Source organism: Streptomyces sp. NBC_00078 (assembly GCF_026343335.1).
GTDB lineage: Bacteria > Actinomycetota > Actinomycetes > Streptomycetales > Streptomycetaceae > Streptomyces.
Genome location: NZ_JAPELX010000001.1, coordinates 7215445 through 7231676 on the forward strand (window position 1 = coordinate 7215445; position 16232 = coordinate 7231676).

A 16232-nucleotide genomic window follows, 5' to 3' on the forward strand; every position below is an offset into this window, starting at 1 on the left:
GAACTCGCAGTCCCCGTGACATCACGGGGCAGGATGGCTTCCGCAGAAGGGGCGCCCGGTGTTCACAAGCGTATTGATGATCGAGAAGGCATTGACGTCCGCGGACGTGGAGTTCGTCACCGGCCTGCACGGAGAGGAGGAGGTCTCCTTCCACGTGCTGCTGCAGCCCCGCGGCGACCAGGCGGACCGCCTGCTGCGGGCCATCGACGACGTCGCGCTCGGCGAACTGGACGAGGCGGCGCGCGAGCGCGAGGTCCCCGAGGGGGAGGCCGCCAAGGACTTCGGGGAGCGGGCGCTCGAGGTGTCCCTGCAGGCGCTGCACGCCTCCGGCAGCGAGGCCGGGGGGAGACTGATCGAGGATCATCCGCTGGACGCGTTGAAGGTTCTCGTGGACGAGGTCGGGGCGGACGAGGTGATCGTGCTGACCGATCCCCACTACGTGGAGGAGTTCTTCCACCGGGACTGGGCGTCGCGGGCCCGGCACAAGGTGGGGGTGCCGGTGCTGAAGCTGTTCTCGCACAGCAAGGCGTAGGCGGCGCCTGTGCGCCGTAGGAGGGGCGCGGCCGTGGGGGCGGCGGGCGGGAATCGGCCCCGGCGCCTCCTGGTCGGTGTCAGGTGCGGCACCCAATAGGCTGGCCGCTGAACGTCCGCCGTAACACGCACAGGGAGACAACGCATGGCACCCGGCCTTCCCACCGCCATGGACCGACCGCACTTCATCGGGATCGGCGGCGCCGGAATGTCGGGGATCGCGAAGATCCTCGCGCAGCGCGGGGCCAAGGTCGCGGGCAGTGACGCGAAGGAGTCCGCGACCGCCGAGGCCCTGCGTGCGCTGGGTGCGACGGTGCACATCGGGCACGCGGCCGAGCACCTCGCCGACGACGCCACCTGTGTCGTCGTGTCCTCGGCGATCCGGAAGGACAACCCGGAGCTGGCGCGCGCGGCCGAACTGGGCATCGCCGTGGTGCACCGCTCCGACGCCCTCGCCGCGCTCATGGACGGTCTGCGGCCCATCGCGGTCGCGGGCACCCACGGCAAGACCACCACGACGTCAATGCTGGCCGTGTCGCTGAGCGAGCTGGCGCTGAACCCGTCGTACGCGATCGGCGGCGATCTCGACGCCCCCGGCTCCAACGCCCTGCACGGCGAGGGCGACATCTTCGTGGCCGAGGCGGACGAATCGGACCGCAGTTTCCACAAGTACGCGCCCGAGGTCGCGATCGTCCTCAACGTGGAGCTCGACCACCACGCCAACTACGCGTCCATCGACGAGATCTACGAGTCCTTCGAGACGTTCGCCGGACGGATCGTGCCCGGTGGCACGCTGGTGATCAACGCGGACCACGAGGGTGCGCGGGAGCTGACCCGGCGGCTGGCCGGCGCGGTGCGGACGGTCACGTACGGCGACGCGGCGGACGCCGACGTCCGTGTGCTGTCCGTCGTCCCGCAGGGGCTGAAGAGCGAGGTCACCGTCCTGCTGGGCGGCGAGGAACTCACCTTCGCGGTCTCCGTCCCCGGGCGGCACTACGCGCACAACGCCGTGGCCGCGCTCGCGGCGGGCGTCGCGCTGGGTGTCCCGGCCGCCCAGCTGGCGCCGGCCCTGGCCGCGTACACCGGCGTGAAGCGCCGCCTGCAGCTGAAGGGCGAGGCGGCCGGCGTCCAGGTCATCGACTCCTACGCCCACCACCCGACCGAGATGACGGCCGACCTGGAGGCGATGCGCGCGGCCGCGGGCGACGCCCGGATCCTGGTCGTCTTCCAGCCGCACCTGTTCTCCCGTACGCAGGAGCTGGGCACGGAGATGGGCCGGTCCCTGGCCCTGGCGGACGCCTCCGTCGTCCTCGACATCTACCCGGCCCGCGAGGACCCGATCCCCGGCGTGACCAGCGAGCTGATCATCGAGGCGGCGCGGGCCGCGGGCGCGGACGTGACGCCCGTCCACGACAAGGCGGACGTGCCGTCGGTCGTCGCGGGAATGGCGAAGGCCGGCGATCTCGTTCTCACCATGGGCGCGGGTGACGTGACGGACCTCGGCCCGCAGATTCTGGACCGTCTCGCACAGTAGTAAGGGGCTGAGCTTCATGTCGTACGACGTCGAAAAGCCGGACGAGCAGTGGCGTGCGGAGCTGACCCCCTCCGAGTACGCGGTGCTGCGGCAGGCCGCCACCGAGCCCGCCTTCACCGGTGAGTACACCAACACCAAGACGACGGGTGTCTACTCCTGCCGGGCCTGCGGCGCCGAACTGTTCACCTCGGGCACGAAGTTCGACTCCCACTGCGGCTGGCCGTCGTTCTTCGACCCGAAGGACACCGATGCCGTGGAGATCGTCGAGGACCGCTCGCACGGGATGGTGCGGACCGAGGTGCGCTGCGCGCGGTGCGGGTCGCACCTCGGACACGTGTTCGAAGGCGAGGGGTATGCGACACCTACGGACCAGCGGTACTGCATCAACAGCATTTCGCTGAGTCTGACGCCGGAAGAGGCCTGAGCGCCCGTCGGCCGTGACGCTCGCTGCGTGGGGGGCGTCGCGGCCACAGGAGGACGTAGGCGGCGGACCCGGCCGCGAAGGCCAGGCGGATGAGGCCCTGGGCGGACGCGGAGGGGACGAGGACGGCGCTGCCGTAGAGGGAGATCAGGGCGAGCCAGCTGACCCATGGGACCAGGCGGCGCTGGCCGATCGAGTCCCAGAGCAGGGTGCCGAGGAGGACCGAGGCGTTGTAGTACGTGTACACGCTCGGGTCCAGGACGATACGGGCGTCGGCGGCCAGCAGCACGACGGCCGGCCACCGGCGCCGGTGGACGGCCAGAGCGCCCAGGGCGATGCCGAGGGCCATCTGGGCGGGGCGGTCCCACCAGGGGGTGGCCGGGTCCTGTACGCCGAACCAGCGCAGGGACGACGCGGGCTGGTTGGGGATCGTGAAGTGGGCCGCGGCCAGGGTCTCCAGGTGCGTGAGGCAGAAGGGGAGCCACGCCACGGCCACAAGACCGACGGCCCAGGCGGCGGAGCGCAGGCGTACGGGGCGCGGCAGCGCCAGCAGGAGCGGCAGGAAGCCGACCGCCCAGGGTTTCGAGTCCACCGCCAGGGCCAGGAGAACACCCACAGCGGCGGCCTTGCCGCGGACCAGCGCGCGGACGGCGAGGGTGGTGAAGAACAACGCCAGGACGTCGTCGAGGTGCGCGAAACGCACCGCGACCTCCACCCACATGGGGATGAAGGCCGCCCCGGCGATCAACACGCGCTGCTGGAGGCGTCTGTGGTTCAGGCCCGTTCCCCGGTAGTGGTCGGCGGCGGCGCGGCCGACCAGCACCAGCATGTAAAGGCCCAGGCCGGACATGAAGGCGTCGGCGAGCTTCTCGCCCAGCGTGGCGGGGAACGGGGCGAACAGCCCGGCGACCAGGAAGCTGACCGGGCCGATCTGCAGCCCGGGGTGGTTGGCGTAGAGGGCGAGACCGCCGCCCGGTATCTGATTGAAGAGCAGCTGCTGACCGGTCCTCAGATAGTGCCAGGACACGGCTGCGTGGCGTTCGGCCACCACGAACCAGACGACCGTCCACAGGGTCAGCAGCGCGTGGTGCCACCGCAGCGGGTAGCGGCCGATCCGGCCGATCCACACCCCGTCCCTCGGCCCGGCCGCCGCTGTCTCCCGGTTTTGCACGTTCCGTCCTTCCCCTCTGCCCTATAGAGGGGGGCTCGGCGCTGAGGGTTGCTCACTTCGGCCGGCGAATCGCGCACTCCTTCAGGGTGAGGGGACGGGTGTCGCCCGCGATGCGGCTGCAGACGACGTGGGTCTCGGAGGTGCCGTTCGCGGTGCGGTGCACCTCCTTGAGGACGATGCTCTGGCCGGTGCGGTCGCCGTACAGCGGAGCGCCGGTGAAGTCGATGGTGCCGGTGGCCATGCCCTCAAGCCTGACCGTGCGCAGGTTCACCCAGGTCGCGGCCCGGCTCTGCGGCGTGTCGTGCGGGGTGGCCGCGTAGTACAGGGCCCGGGTCGCGTCGTGTGCGAGCGCGGTCTGGCCGCTGGCCAGCACGGGGCTGTCGTAGCTCAGGGCGCGGCCTGCCAGGCCCGGCAGGTTGTCGGCGGCGTCCACGTAGAAGCTCGTCCGGGCGGCGGCCTTCTTCAGCTCGGCGAGGGCCGCGTGGTACAGCGTGACGTCGGGCGCGGGTGCCACGGCGTTCCTCCCGCCGGTGAAGGCGACCTTGGAGAGGTCGTCACCGGTGAGGATGGCCAGGGGCTTCTCGGAGCAGCCCGTCTCGGCGGACAGCTGGGTCATCAGTGGCTCCACGTCCTCCGCCCGCCCGGCGAAGTAGACCACGGACGGGATCCGGTCGCCACGGCAGATCTCCTCGGCGTGCTCGCGGAGTTCGGGCTTGCCGCCCTTCAGCGTGTAGCGACGCTGCCCGAGCAGGGTGAAGCCCCGGTCGGCGAGCATCCGCTGTCCGTAGCGCGCCTGTTCCTCGGTGTACCGGTCGTCGGTCCTGGCCGTGTCCCGGGCGAGCACCAGCGCGTACTGCCGCTTGCCCGGTGTGCGCAACTGGGCGGCGATCAGGCCCATCTGCCGGGTCTGCCATTCGTCGGTGGCGGCCAGGCTGAACCAGTTCGCGTACTGGCGGGGCAGATAGGTGGCCGAGTTCGTGCCGGAGACGACCGGCAGCCCCGCCTTCATGAGGATGTCGGTGGTCTTCCCGCTCGACTCGAGGTCGCGGCCGGTGCCGACGACCCCCACCACACTCGGGTCGTGCGCGGCGTACGCGGCGATCGCCTCGGCCATGTCGGTCTGGTGGCCCAGGTCCACGCCGCCGTTCGCGAGCAGGACGCGCAGTTTCACGGTGTAGTTCTTGTTGATGACGGCCTGGGCCAGGTAGACGCCCGCCAGTTCCTCGGCGCCCTTCACGAGTGAGGTTCCCTGGGAGAGGTCGTTGCTGAGCGGGCCGGCGTAGACCACCGTGACGTAGTCGTCGGCGTAGTGGGTGAGGACGTCCTCGTTCCGCGCGGCGATGCCCTGCTCCAACTCGGCCACGGTCCAGGGCGGTTCGTCACCGGCGGAGAGCGGCTTGCCGTCGGCACCCGCAGCGGGCTTGGGCAGCCAGTCGGAGAAGCGCACGCCCTTCGTCGCGATGCCGATGCACTCCGTGCCGCCGCCGGGAGCGGACTCGCGCCGGGTGTCGCGGTTGGCGGTCAGCAGCGACGCCGAACAGTACCGGTCGTCGAGGGCCTCGGCCCGCATGATCGTGGCCGCGGCCACCAGCGCGACCACCAGCACCAGCGAATGCAGGGCCCACACCATACGGGCCAGCGTCGGCCGGGCGGACGCCCGCAGATGCACCCGCCGTTCCTCTATCGGGTCCAGCTGGTCGTGCGGCAGCGGGATCTTCATCACCCAGGGCAGTACGGACCGGTCGCGGCTGGGCGACTGCTCGGCGCGCAGCCGCTGCCCCCATTCCCGGTGCCAGGTGCGCAGGCGGTCGCTGAGCCTGCGGTGCTGGGGGCCCGGGGCCGGTACCGGAGTCCCCCCGTGATCCAGTCGCGGCACGTCCTGCTCGCGCACCGCGGCGAAGACCAGCAGCGGATCGAGCTCGCTGCGTCGGCTGCGTACGTCGCTGACGGCGCGGATGAGTTCGATGCCGCCGTTCGCCGCGTCGGCATGCGGCAGGAACAGCACCGGCGGGCGCGGGCGTTTGAAGCCGCGCAGATCCCAGCTCAGACGGCGATGGTTGTCCCGCAGATCCTCCCGCAGGGCCAGCACGCACAGCTGGAGGTGGAAGTCGCCGCCCGTCGTGAGCGCGTCGGCCACGTCGTACGCCCGGGCTGCGATCGCCCGCCAGGAACGCACCGGACGCAGCAGCGAGACCTCGGTCGGGTTCTCCTGGTCCGCGGCCCTGAGGAAGGTCGTGGTCATGAACCAGCGGCTCTCCCGGCGCAGCCACAGGAAGATCGGCGCCCGGCCCGGCAGCGCGTAGTTGAGGACCGTCAGCAGGGCGAGGAAGCCGAGGCCCGAGGCCGCCGCCATGTACCAGGCACTGCGGGCGAGGAGCGCGGCGAGCACGGTCACCAGACTCGCCGGCAGGATGTGCGCCATGTCGAACAGGGGCAGGCCCGAGCGCCAGCGCGCGGTGCCCTCCGGCCGCCAGCGCTGGGCGGCCAGCTGGTCGAGCAGCAGCTGCCGCCGGCCCTGTTCGGCCGCCGGACGGCCCGGAGCGGGCCAGTTGTCGCCCAGCGTCCTGACCGCGTCGTCGATGGCGTGGACCAGGCGCAGCCGGGGAAACGCGTACCGCCGGTAGACGGACGTCCGGCCGCCCCACTTCTTGGGGTCGCTCAGTGCCCGCACCATCGCCGCGGCCCTGCGGACCTCCGAGTCGCCCTCGTACGCGTCCTGTGCCACCGCGCAGCGCGTACCGTGCGCCCCCTGCCCCTCGTACAGCTGCTGGACCAGTCCGGACACCGCCTCGTCGTCCGAGCCGTCCTGCGCGTGCACGACGAACACCGGCATCGGCGGCTCGCTCGTGCGGAACTCCTGGATGAGGATCTCGAGCTGGTCCTGCAGATCGACGCCGGCGCCGGTCTCCGGCATGCCGTCATGGCCTCCGGGACAGTTCGACGGGCCCCTGCGGTCACCCCTCACCATGGCCAACCCCCGTTCACCTTGGGTGACTTATGAGGCTACCGGGTGTGACTGGGGCGCAAGGGCCGTGTGCGCGACTTTCATGAACGTTTCTGCACCGGTCTGCGCGGTGCCGTGATCAGAGCACCTTCCGCTGTACCAGTGCGGAGAGCACCAGGGCGCCCGGCAGCAGGGGGAGCCAGACCGTCAGGACGCGGTAGCCGATGACGGCGGTCGCCGAGATGTCCACGGGTGCGCCGAGGGCGACCATGGCGAACACGACGGCCGCGTCCACAGGGCCGATGCCGCCCGGTGCGGGCACGGCTCCGACGGCCGTGCTCGCGGCCAGGAACGCGAAGGCGACCTGGGCCCAGGTCAGGGACAGACCGAGCGCCGACCCGACCGCGAAGATCACGCTCGCCTGCAGCAGCGGGGCGGCGGCCGCCCCTCCCCACAGGGCGAGGATCCGCGCGGGCCGGGTGTGCAGGACCCGTACGTCGGTGAGGGCGCATCGCAGGGCGTCGAGGAGGGGGCGGCGCAGTGGTCGTACGGTCGCCACGAGCAGGACGCCGACGGTGAGGCCGAGCGTGACGCCGGCGGCGACCAGGAGCAACGTGCGCTTGTCCGGCACCAGTTCGCCGGTCTGCAGCAGGTCGGGGAAGGCCACCAGGAAGACGAGGAGCACCAGCGTCTTCGCGACCGGCCGGACCGCCGAGTAGAGGGCGAGCGAGGCGGTGGCACGGGCCAGGGGGATGCCGCGGCCACGCAGAAAGCGCAGGGTGACGGCGTGGGCGCCGATGCTGGCCGGCAGCACGTGGTTGGCGGCGCCGGCGGCGAACTGAGAGGCGATCAGCAGACCCGTCGGAAGCCGCTCCGGCAGGGCGCCCTGCCGGACGCAGGCGGAGGACAGCCAGCCCAGGCAGGTGAAGAAGAACGCGACCAGCAGCCACCAGGGGTCGGCCGAGGCGAGCCGCGCGGTGCCCTCGTAGACGGTGCGCCAGTCGACCACGGCCCAGACGCCGATCAGCAGCACGGGAAGGATCACCAGTGTCTGGCGCAGAAGGCGGGCGGGGGGCGCGAGGCGAAGGGGGGAGGGAGCGGGAGCGGGGAGCGGGGAGGGAGTGCAGGGGACCGTGGCGGGGAGCGGTCCTGGGATGTTTTCGAGCGGGAGCAGGGACACGGCGCACGTCGTCCTTTCGCGTCGGCCGGGCGACGGGGTGCGGTGCGGGAAGGGAGGGGACGGCGGAACCGTTCCCGTTCGGTGTGACGGTGTGGTGTCCGGAAACCCAATGGGCGCGGGCGGGTGGACGACGCGGCAGAATCACGCCGCTCACGGGGCGGGTGGCAGGACGCCCGCAGGGGCCCCGGGAGGCTGTGGTGTGCCGCTGCGGAGCCCTCCTGTGCATCCCTTCACAACCTCGCAGATGAATCGTTCAGCCAATGAAGTGTTGACTTTTGGCTCAATAAGCCACCACCATCCTTGAGTGACCTCCGAGCAGGTGTATGTGGGCCCGGCCCCGTCCTCCGTCTCCTCCGACCTGGACGAGGCGGTGCACCGCTGTCTCGTCGCAGGGTTCGAGGGAACGACGACCTTCCCCGACACCCTCAAGCGGCTCATCGACCGGGGCCTGGGCGGCGTCATCCTGTTCACGCGCAACGTACGCGACGCCGAGCAGGTCCGACAGCTCACCGACGCCCTGCGCGCGATCCGGCCCGATCTGATGGTGGCCATCGACAACGAGGGCGGCGGCATCGGCCACCTGGTCGGCGCGGGCGCCCCCGAGGTCCCCGGCTCCTACGCCCTCGGCGTCGCCGACGACCCGGCGCTGACCGCCCGCTGCGCCGACGCGCTCGCCGGTCACCTGGCCGCGCTCGGCATCACGGCCTCGTACGCCCCCGTCGCCGATCTCCAGCACCAGCCCCGCAACCCGATCGTGCGCACCCGTTCCTTCGGCGCCGACCCCGGGCTCGCCGCCCGTCACCTGCACGCCTGGATCACCGCCACCGAAGCCCGCGGCATGGCCTCCTGCGCCAAGCACTTCCCCGGCCACGGCGGCACCGAGACCGACAGCCACTACGACCTCGCGGTCGACCCGCGGCCGCGGGACGAACTCCTCGCCGACCTCGAACCCTTCCGTGCGGCCGTCGCCGCCGGGGTGCCGATGCTGATGAGCGCGCACGTCGTCTACCCGGCCCTGGACGCCAACCGGCCCGCCACCCTCAGCCGCCGCATCCTGGGCGATCTCCTCCGTCACGAGATCGGCTTCGACGGCGTGCTGGTCAGCGACGCCCTGGAGATGAAGGCGATCTCCGACGGTTACGGCGAGGCGGCCGGTGCGCGTATCGCTCTCGCGGCGGGCGCGGACCAGGTGATCGTCGCCGTACCGGACCTGGAGGTCACGCTGGGCTGCCGGGACGGGCTGCTCGACGGCGTGGAATCAGGTCTGCTGTCCGAGGAGCGGGTGTGGGAGGCGGCGGGGCGGGTGCGACGGCTCACCGAGCGGTACGCCACCCCGGCCGGGCCGGTGGCCGGCTGGGACGCCGGGGCCGGGCTGGAGGCGGCACGGCGCGCCGTGCGCAGCCGGGCCCTGCCGCCGCCCGTGCGCGGCGCCCATGTCGTCGACCTCTTCCCGCCCCCGCACCCCGCCCTCAACTGGGGCGGCGAGGACCTGCTGACCGAGCTGCGCTCCCTCGACCCCGCCGCGGGCGGCGCGGCGGTGAGCGGGGAGCCGGCCGACCCGGGCGCCCTGATCGACTGCACCCTGCGCATGTCCGCCGCCAAGCCCCTGGTCGTGGCCACCTGCGACGCCGGACTGCATCCCTGGCAGGCGCGCTTCCGGGACGCCCTGCTGGCCCGGCGTCCGGACGCGACACGTGTGGACACCGGGCTCCCGGAGAGCGGCGACCTGTTCTCCTACGGGCGGGGGCGGGTCAACCTGCGGGCCGTGGCCGAGGTACTCGCCGGCGTCTGACGGCCGTCATGGCAGTCGTACGGTCTTCTCGATTCCGCGCGCCGCCATGTACTCGGCGTCGTCCGCCCGTTCGGCGAGCGCCACCGCCGGGCGCCCGCCCTGTCTGCGCAGCCGCATCCACTCCTCGAAGTACGCACCGCCCGGAGCGGACACGGAGCGGGTGGCGGGCGTGCAGTCCAGCACCAGGGCGGTGTCGCGGGGTTGGGGTGAGGCAGGCTTCGCGCGCAGCTCGGCGACCGTCTGCGACAGGGCCTCGGCGATCGGCTTGGCACGGCCCGCGGAGTCGAACAGGCCCAGCGTGTACTCCAGTTCCGGGTAGTCGGCCAGCGCACGGTCCACGTCGTGGGAGCACCACCACGTCACGCCCCAGAGCCCTTGGCAGTCGGCCGCGTTGAGGACCGTGGCGCGGGCGAACCGCGGGGCGTCGGCCGCCGGGATGTGCGGCTCGGGCGCGCCGGTCTCCTGGACCCACACGGGGCGGGAGGGATCGTCGGCATACGCCTTAGCCAGTTCCGTGCCGTACTCGGCGAGGTGCAGCACCTCGAAGGAGCCGGGACCGTACCGGCCGGCGCAGTTCGCGGAGAACACCCAGGGGTGGACGGTCGTCACGTCGCCCTTGCGGGCCGAGGCCTCGGGGGTGAACGGATGGTCGTCGCCGTACCAGGCGGCGTCGTAGGCGGAGTGCGTGGCCAGCTGCCCCGGGCGCAGTCCCTCCCGGGCGGCCGCCAGCAGGGTGTCGAGGTAGTGGTCGACCTCGTCCACCGTCACCGGGTTGTGGTCGACCAGGTTGTTGAGTTCGTTGCCCAGCTGCAGGCCGATGAGGTTGGGGCGGCCGGCGAGGGCGCGGCCGAGCGTGCGCAGCAGCTCCGCCTGCGCGTCGACCGCCTCCGGGTCGGTGAACACGTTGCGGTGGTGCCAGCTGCGGGTCCACTCCGGATAGAAGTCGAAGCTGGAGAGGTGGCCCTGCACGCCGTCCACCATGACGTCGAGGCCGGCCTCGGCCGCCAGGTCGACCAGCCGCACCAGCTGGTCGACGGCCGCGGTGCGGATGAGGGTGCGGTTGGGCTGGAGCAGCGGCCAGAGGTGGAAGACCCGCACGTGGTCGAGGCCGAGGCCGGCGATCTGGGCCAGGTCCTCGCGGGCGCGGAGCGGGTCGAAGTCGTGCCACGAGTGGAACCAGCCGCGGCGGGGCGTGTAGTTGACGCCGAAGCGGAGTGGAGGGATGGGATCCTCCTCGGGTCGGGGCCGGGCCCCGAAGGCGGGACCTGTCCGTGGGACGGGGCTTGTCTCGGCTGAATGTATCAACCACCATGGTCGGTAATGAATAGCGATTTGAACCAAGGTTCCGGTGGATCGGAACCGGCTGCCGGGCCGGCTGCGGGGTCGGCGCTGGTGGTCGGCCTCGACGCCGGCGGTACCCGCACCCGGGCCGTCCTCGCCACGGCGGCGGACGGCCGTGTCCTCGGCGAGGGCGCGGCCGGTCCGGGCAACGCCCTCACCGTCCCGCTGCCCCGGCTCACCGAGCACCTCGCCGAGGCCGTGGCCCGCGCGGTGCCGGCGTCCGCGCGGGGCCGCGTCGTGGCGGTGGCCGGCGGCTTCGCGGGCGCCACCGGGGCGTCAGAGGACGAGCCCGGCCGTCTCAACGCACTGTCCGCCCTGACCGCCGCCCTGGGGCCACTCGGCATCACGGCCGGCCGGATCGGCATCAGCAGCGACATCGAGGCCGCCTTCGCCTCCGCACCGGGTACCCCGGCCGACGGCCTCGCGCTGGTCGCCGGTACGGGCGCCGTCGCGATGCGCATCACCGACCGCCGCTGCACGGCCACCGTCGACGGTGACGGCTGGCTCCTCGGCGACGACGGCAGCGGCTTCTGGATCGGCCGCGAGGCGGTCCGGGCCGCGCTGCGGATGGCGGACGGGAGGGGCGGGGCGACCGTCCTGGCGGCAGCGGTGGGCAGGGCGCTGGGACTGCCGGCGGAGGTCCTGCCGGGCGCAGGCTCCGCCGGCCCCGAGACCGAGGGGTCGCTCGCCGGTTCCGGGGCGGGCGACCCCTCCTACGACAGCCCCGTGCCCCCCGGCTGGTGGCCCCGCCCCCGCCGCGAGGCCTACCGCATGCGGCTGCTCCCCGTCGTCATGGCCGGGCCCCCGACCGGGCTGGCCCGCCTCGCCCCGCTCGTGGCCGAGGCGGCCCGGGAGAAGGACCGTGCGGCGGCGGCGATCCTCGACGAGGCGGTGGACCGACTGACCGACAGCGTCCGGGCGCTGGAGCCACGAGCAGGCGAACGCGTCGTCGCCACCGGCGGCCTGCTCGGCCCCGAAGGCCCCCTGAGCGCCCCCCTCACCGCCCGCCTCGAAACCCTCGGCCTCACCCTCGACTGGGTGGCCGACGGCTGCCCCGGAGCCGTCGCCTTCGCCCGCCTCCTGGTCTGACCGGCACACACACGAACCACCGGCACACACGAAAGGACCGGCCGCATGCCGACTCCACAACCCGCGGCCGACCGCGCCGGACGCACCCCCCGGGGCGGCGTCGTCCACGCAGACTCGACGGTCCTGAACGACCGCGTCCGCGACGGCGGTCCCGCATACCTGGACCCCTCCGCCCCCCTCGAAGCCCGCGTCCGCGACCTTCTCTCCCGGATGACCCTGCGGGAGAAGGCCGGGCAGGTCAATCAGCGGATGTACGGCTGGGACGCCTACCGGCGGGCCCCCGGCGGGGGCTACGAACTCACCGACGCCCTGTACGCCGAGACCGAGCGCTTCGAGGGGCTCGGCGCGCTCTACGGGCTGATGCGTGCCGATGCCTGGTCGGGTGTCGGGCACGGCGACGGGCCGGGGACGCACGACAGTGCGGACCTTGCCGAGCTGGTGCAGCGGCATGTCGTCGGGCGCAGCCGGCTCGGCATTCCCGCGCTGTTCGTCGAGGAGGTCCCGCACGGCCACATGGCCCTGGACGGCACGGTGCTGCCCGTCAACCTGGCCGTCGGCGCCACCTGGGACCCCGAGCTGTACGAGCGTGCCGCCGCCCACGCCGCCGCCGAACTGCGCGCCCGCGGCGGCCACCTGGCCCTCACCTCGGCCCTCGACATAGCCCGCGACCCCCGCTGGGGCCGTACCGAGGAGTGCTTCGGCGAGGACCCCTACCTGGCCGCCCGTCTGACAGAGGCACTCGTGCGCGGCATGCAGGGAGAGCCCGCCGAGTACTTCGCCGCCGACAGGGCACCCGTCGTCCTCAAGCACTTCGCCGGCCAGGGCGCCACCGTCGGCGGCCGCAACTCCGCCGAGTCCGAGCTGAGCCGGAGGGAACTGCACGAGATCCATCTCCCGGCCGCCCGCGCGGGCATCCGCGCCGAAGCGGCCGGCGTCATGGCCGCGTACAACGAGGTCGACGGGACGCCCTGTTCGGGCAACCGCGCCCTGCTCACCGGACTCCTGCGCGAGAGCTGGGGGTTCGAGGGCCTGGTGATGGCGGACGGGCTGGCCGTGGACCGGCTGGCGCGCATCACCGGGGACAAGGTCTCCGCGGGCGCCCTCGCCCTCGACGCGGGCGTGGACCTGAGCCTGTGGGACGAGGGCTTCACGCACCTTGCGGAGGCGGTCGAGCGGGGGCTCGTCGAGGAGTCCGTCCTCGACGCCGCCGTCGCCCGTGTCCTGCGCCTGAAGTTCCGCCTCGGACTCTTCGAACGGCCTTACAGCAGCGGCGAGTTGCCCTCTCGCGAGCAGGGGCGGGCGTTGAGCACCGCCCTGGCCCGTGCCTCGGTCACCCTCCTCCACAACAACGGCGGCGCCCTCCCGATCCCGGCGACCGTCTCCCGTATCGCCGTCCTGGGCCCGCAATCCGCCACGCCCGCACACCAGTCGGGCGACTACACGGCTCCTCAGCGCAGCGGCAGCAGCGTCCTCGACGGGCTGCGTACGCTCGCCCCGCCCGGTACCGACATCCGGCACGCCCGCGGCTGCGCCCTCACCGGCGGCGATCTCTCCGGCATTCCCGAGGCGGTCGCCGCGGCCGCCGCCTCCGACGTCGCCGTGCTGGTGCTGGGCGGCAGCAGCGCCCGCAGTCCCGAGACGGACTTCGCCGCCAACGGGGCCGCGCTCACGGCCGTTTCCGAGGTGACCTGCGGGGAAGGCGTCGACCTCGCCGGGCTGCGGCTGGGCAGGGCCCAGTACGTCCTCCTGGACGCCGTCGTCGCGACGGGCACGCCGACGGTTGTCGTGCTGGTCCAGGGCCGCCCGCACGTCGTGCCCGAGACCGCGGCCGCCCTGCTCAGCGCCTGGTATCCGGGCCCGTGGGGCGGCGACGCGATCGCCGAGGTGCTGCTCGGGCACGCGGAGCCGCGCGGCCGGCTGCCGCTGTCCGTGCCCCGCTCCGTGGCCCAGCTCCCCGTCCACTACAACCACAAGGACACCGAGTACGGCGGTTACGCGGACGAGGACGCCGAGCCGCAGTACTCCTTCGGGCACGGGCTGTCGTACACGAGCTTCGCCTACGGCCCGCCCGGCACGGACGGGCGCACCGTGACGGTCGACGTCACCAACACCGGTGAGCGGCACGGGCGTTCGGTCGTGCAGGTCTATCTGCGGCGTCTGATCACGTCCACCTGGCCGCGCACCCTCGAACTGTGCGCGTTCGAGGGTGTCGACCTGGCACCCGGCGAGTGCCGCACGGTCACCCTGCCGCTCGACGGGGACCTGCTCGCCAAAACCAGGACCGCGGAGATCCGGGTGGCGCAGTCCTCGCGGGCGGCGCTCACCGCCGTACCCGCCGTGCTGCACGTCAGAGCTTGACGGCTCCCGAGGAGACACCCTTGTAGAACCACCGCTGGGTGATCACGAACAGCACCAGGACCGGGATGACGGAGATCACCGAGCCGGCCATGACCATCCGCTGGTCGTAGCCGAACGAGGAGCTCTGCAGCCGGGACAGACCCAGCGTGAGCGTCATGTGGTCCTCGGAGCGCAGCACGATCAGCGGCCAGAGGAAGTCGTCCCAGGCGCTGATGAAGGTGTTGATCGTGACGACCAGGATCGCGCCCCAGGCCGACGGCAGGTAGAGGTAGCGGAATCGCTGCCATTCGCCCGCCCCGTCGAGCATCGCCGAGTCCTCGATCTCGCGCGGCACCGCGAGGAACGCGCCGCGCATCAGCAGGACGTTGATGGCGCCCACGAACCCGGGCAGCCACACGCCCACCAGGTTGTCGACAAGCCCCAGGTCGCGGATGCTCAGGAACAGCGACACCATGATCGACTCGAAGGGGAACATCATCGAGGCGACCAGCACGACCCAGACCGCCTTGCGGCCCTTCCAGCCGGGCTTGGAGAGCATGTAGCCGGCCGTGGTGGAGAACACCAGCTGGCTGGCGATCGACAGCACGACCACGAGCGCGCTGTTCCTGATGTACGTGGCCACCGGCACCTGGGCGAAGACCTGCCGGTAGGCCCGCAGCGTCGGATGGTGAGGAAGGAGCGAGGCGTCCGCGCCGAAGACGTCCTCGCTCGTGCTCTTCAGCGAGGCCAGCAGCTGCCAGACCAGCGGGCCGACCGTGATGCCGAGCACGAGGAGCAACAGCAGGTAGCGGACGACGAGTTCGCGGGGCCGGCCGTAGTCCCGCCAGCGCGGCACCAGGCGCCGGGGCTTGTCCACTGCGGTCGTCATGCCTCGTCCTCCTTGGTCAGGCGCTGCGCCAGCAGGGTCAGTCCGAGGGTCAGCACGAACAGCGCCACGCTGACGGCCGAGCCGTAACCGGCGTTGCCGGTCAGCGGGTCCAGGCCGACGTCCCGGATGTAGAAGGGCAGGGTGCGGTCGGCGCCGCCGGGGCCGCCGGTGGAGCTGCCCAGCATGTAGATTTCCGTGAACACCCTGAGGGAGCCGATGCCGGTGAGCGTGCCGACGAGCATCATGGCCTGCCGTACGCCTGGCATCGTGATGTGCCAGAAGCGGCGGACACTGCCGGCGCCGTCCATGGAGGCCGCCTCGTGCAGTTCCCTGGGCACGTTCCCCAGCGCGGCCAGATAGAAGATCATGTACCAGCCGAGCCCCTTCCACAGCGTCAGGCCCATCGCGGAGAAGAGGATGAGCCAGGAGTCGGAGAGGAACGGGACGGCTGACTTGATCAGGTGGGCTTTCTGCAGCCAGGTGTTGACGAGTCCGTCGTCGGCGAGCAGCCACTGCCAGCTCAGGCCGACGACCACGCTGGAGGCGAGGACAGGGGTGTAGAAGGCCGAGCGGAAGAAGCCGATGCCGGGCAGGTTCTTCTCCACCAGGACGGCCAGCATCAGCGGCAGCAGCACCATCAGCGGTACGACGATCACCGCGTACAGGATGCTGTTGCGGGTCGCCAGCCAGAAGTCGGAGTCGCCCAGCATCCGGCTGTAGTTGTCCAGCCCGACGAAGCTGGCGGCGCCGCCGAGCGGCCTGGCGTTCGTGAACGACAGCAGGACGGTGTTGAGGAACGGGAAGACACCGAAGACCACCGCGCAGACGATCGCGGGCGCGCACCACAGCCACGGCAGCCACCAACGGCGGTACATCGCCGCGCCGTTGGCGCCCGGTGCGGGACCCGGCAACAGGGCCCGGACCACTCGGCGGGCGCGGGACGGGGCCGTGCCCGGCACGGCGGCAGTGCGCTCCGCTCCGGGCACGGACACCGGCTTCGCGG

The 16232-nt window shown here is 72.3% G+C and carries 12 protein-coding genes; 6 read left to right on the forward strand and 6 right to left on the reverse strand.

The window, feature by feature from the left end; translation table 11 throughout:
- Positions 1 to 58: 58 nt before the first annotated feature.
- From OOK07_RS33700 to msrB, 3 genes are all read left to right on the forward strand, one after another.
- Positions 59 to 532 carry an indole-3-glycerol phosphate synthase gene (locus tag OOK07_RS33700; protein ID WP_266800232.1) on the forward strand — a complete coding sequence of 158 codons (474 nt, stop codon included), beginning with the start codon at positions 59 to 61 and terminating at the stop codon, positions 530 to 532.
- Between the two features lie 144 nt (positions 533 to 676).
- The gene (murC, locus tag OOK07_RS33705; protein ID WP_266800233.1) at positions 677 to 2065 is read left to right on the forward strand and encodes a UDP-N-acetylmuramate--L-alanine ligase; all 1389 of its coding nucleotides are present in this window, start codon (positions 677 to 679) and stop codon (positions 2063 to 2065) included.
- Positions 2066 to 2081: 16 nt separating this feature from the next.
- Positions 2082 to 2489 carry a peptide-methionine (R)-S-oxide reductase MsrB gene (msrB, locus tag OOK07_RS33710; RefSeq protein ID WP_266685589.1) on the forward strand — a complete coding sequence of 136 codons (408 nt, stop codon included), beginning with the start codon at positions 2082 to 2084 and terminating at the stop codon, positions 2487 to 2489.
- On the opposite strand, the gene OOK07_RS33715 is transcribed toward msrB, so the two are convergent.
- The 3 genes from OOK07_RS33715 to OOK07_RS33725 all read right to left on the reverse strand — a co-directional run bounded on the left by OOK07_RS33715 (position 2449) and on the right by OOK07_RS33725 (position 7781).
- Positions 2449 to 3657 (reverse strand): hypothetical protein, encoded by a 1209-nt coding sequence (locus OOK07_RS33715; protein WP_266685590.1) that lies wholly within the window; start codon positions 3655 to 3657, stop codon positions 2449 to 2451. The genes msrB and OOK07_RS33715 overlap by 41 nt on opposite strands.
- Before the next feature lie 52 nt (positions 3658 to 3709).
- Positions 3710 to 6571: a type 1 periplasmic-binding domain-containing protein gene (locus OOK07_RS33720; protein ID WP_266800235.1), complete on the reverse strand. Its 2862-nt coding sequence runs from the start codon at positions 6569 to 6571 to the stop codon at positions 3710 to 3712.
- Positions 6572 to 6740: 169 nt separating this feature from the next.
- Positions 6741 to 7781 (reverse strand): lysylphosphatidylglycerol synthase transmembrane domain-containing protein, encoded by a 1041-nt coding sequence (locus OOK07_RS33725; protein WP_266800237.1) that lies wholly within the window; start codon positions 7779 to 7781, stop codon positions 6741 to 6743.
- Positions 7782 to 8085: 304 nt separating this feature from the next.
- Between OOK07_RS33725 and nagZ the strand changes: the two genes are divergently transcribed.
- Positions 8086 to 9573: a beta-N-acetylhexosaminidase gene (gene nagZ / locus OOK07_RS33730; protein ID WP_266800238.1), complete on the forward strand. Its 1488-nt coding sequence runs from the start codon at positions 8086 to 8088 to the stop codon at positions 9571 to 9573.
- Between the two features lie 6 nt (positions 9574 to 9579).
- On the opposite strand, the gene OOK07_RS33735 is transcribed toward nagZ, so the two are convergent.
- Positions 9580 to 10878: a glycoside hydrolase 5 family protein gene (locus tag OOK07_RS33735; protein WP_406312776.1), complete on the reverse strand. Its 1299-nt coding sequence runs from the start codon at positions 10876 to 10878 to the stop codon at positions 9580 to 9582.
- A gap of 15 nt (positions 10879 to 10893) precedes the next feature.
- Between OOK07_RS33735 and OOK07_RS33740 the strand changes: the two genes are divergently transcribed.
- Positions 10894 to 12003: an N-acetylglucosamine kinase gene (locus OOK07_RS33740; RefSeq protein WP_266800240.1), complete on the forward strand. Its 1110-nt coding sequence runs from the start codon at positions 10894 to 10896 to the stop codon at positions 12001 to 12003.
- Between the two features lie 45 nt (positions 12004 to 12048).
- The gene (locus OOK07_RS33745; RefSeq protein WP_266800241.1) at positions 12049 to 14361 is read left to right on the forward strand and encodes a glycoside hydrolase family 3 N-terminal domain-containing protein; all 2313 of its coding nucleotides are present in this window, start codon (positions 12049 to 12051) and stop codon (positions 14359 to 14361) included.
- Here the strand turns inward: OOK07_RS33745 and OOK07_RS33750 are convergent.
- The gene (locus tag OOK07_RS33750; protein WP_266685597.1) at positions 14351 to 15229 is read right to left on the reverse strand and encodes a carbohydrate ABC transporter permease; all 879 of its coding nucleotides are present in this window, start codon (positions 15227 to 15229) and stop codon (positions 14351 to 14353) included. The two genes, OOK07_RS33745 and OOK07_RS33750, sit on opposite strands and share 11 nt — an antisense overlap.
- Positions 15226 to 16104, reverse strand: a complete 879-nt coding sequence (locus OOK07_RS33755; protein ID WP_405673751.1) for a carbohydrate ABC transporter permease — start codon at positions 16102 to 16104, stop codon at positions 15226 to 15228. The genes OOK07_RS33750 and OOK07_RS33755 overlap by 4 nt, the downstream gene beginning before the upstream one ends.
- Between the last annotated feature and the right edge of the window lie 128 nt (positions 16105 to 16232).

Bases quoted from the DNA above. Each gene is read 5' to 3' on its own strand.
- murC (WP_266800233.1), top strand. From the start codon at position 677: ATGGCACCCGGCCTTCCCACCGCCATGGACCGACCGCACTTCATCGGG.
- OOK07_RS33720 (WP_266800235.1), bottom strand. From the start codon at position 6,571: ATGCCGGAGACCGGCGCCGGCGTCGATCTGCAGGACCAGCTCGAGATC.
- OOK07_RS33740 (WP_266800240.1), top strand. From the start codon at position 10,894: ATGAATAGCGATTTGAACCAAGGTTCCGGTGGATCGGAACCGGCTGCC.
- OOK07_RS33750 (WP_266685597.1), bottom strand. From the start codon at position 15,229: ATGACGACCGCAGTGGACAAGCCCCGGCGCCTGGTGCCGCGCTGGCGG.
- OOK07_RS33755 (WP_405673751.1), bottom strand. From the start codon at position 16,104: ATGTACCGCCGTTGGTGGCTGCCGTGGCTGTGGTGCGCGCCCGCGATC.
- OOK07_RS33745 (WP_266800241.1), top strand. From the start codon at position 12,049: ATGCCGACTCCACAACCCGCGGCCGACCGCGCCGGACGCACCCCCCGG.
- msrB (WP_266685589.1), top strand. From the start codon at position 2,082: ATGTCGTACGACGTCGAAAAGCCGGACGAGCAGTGGCGTGCGGAGCTG.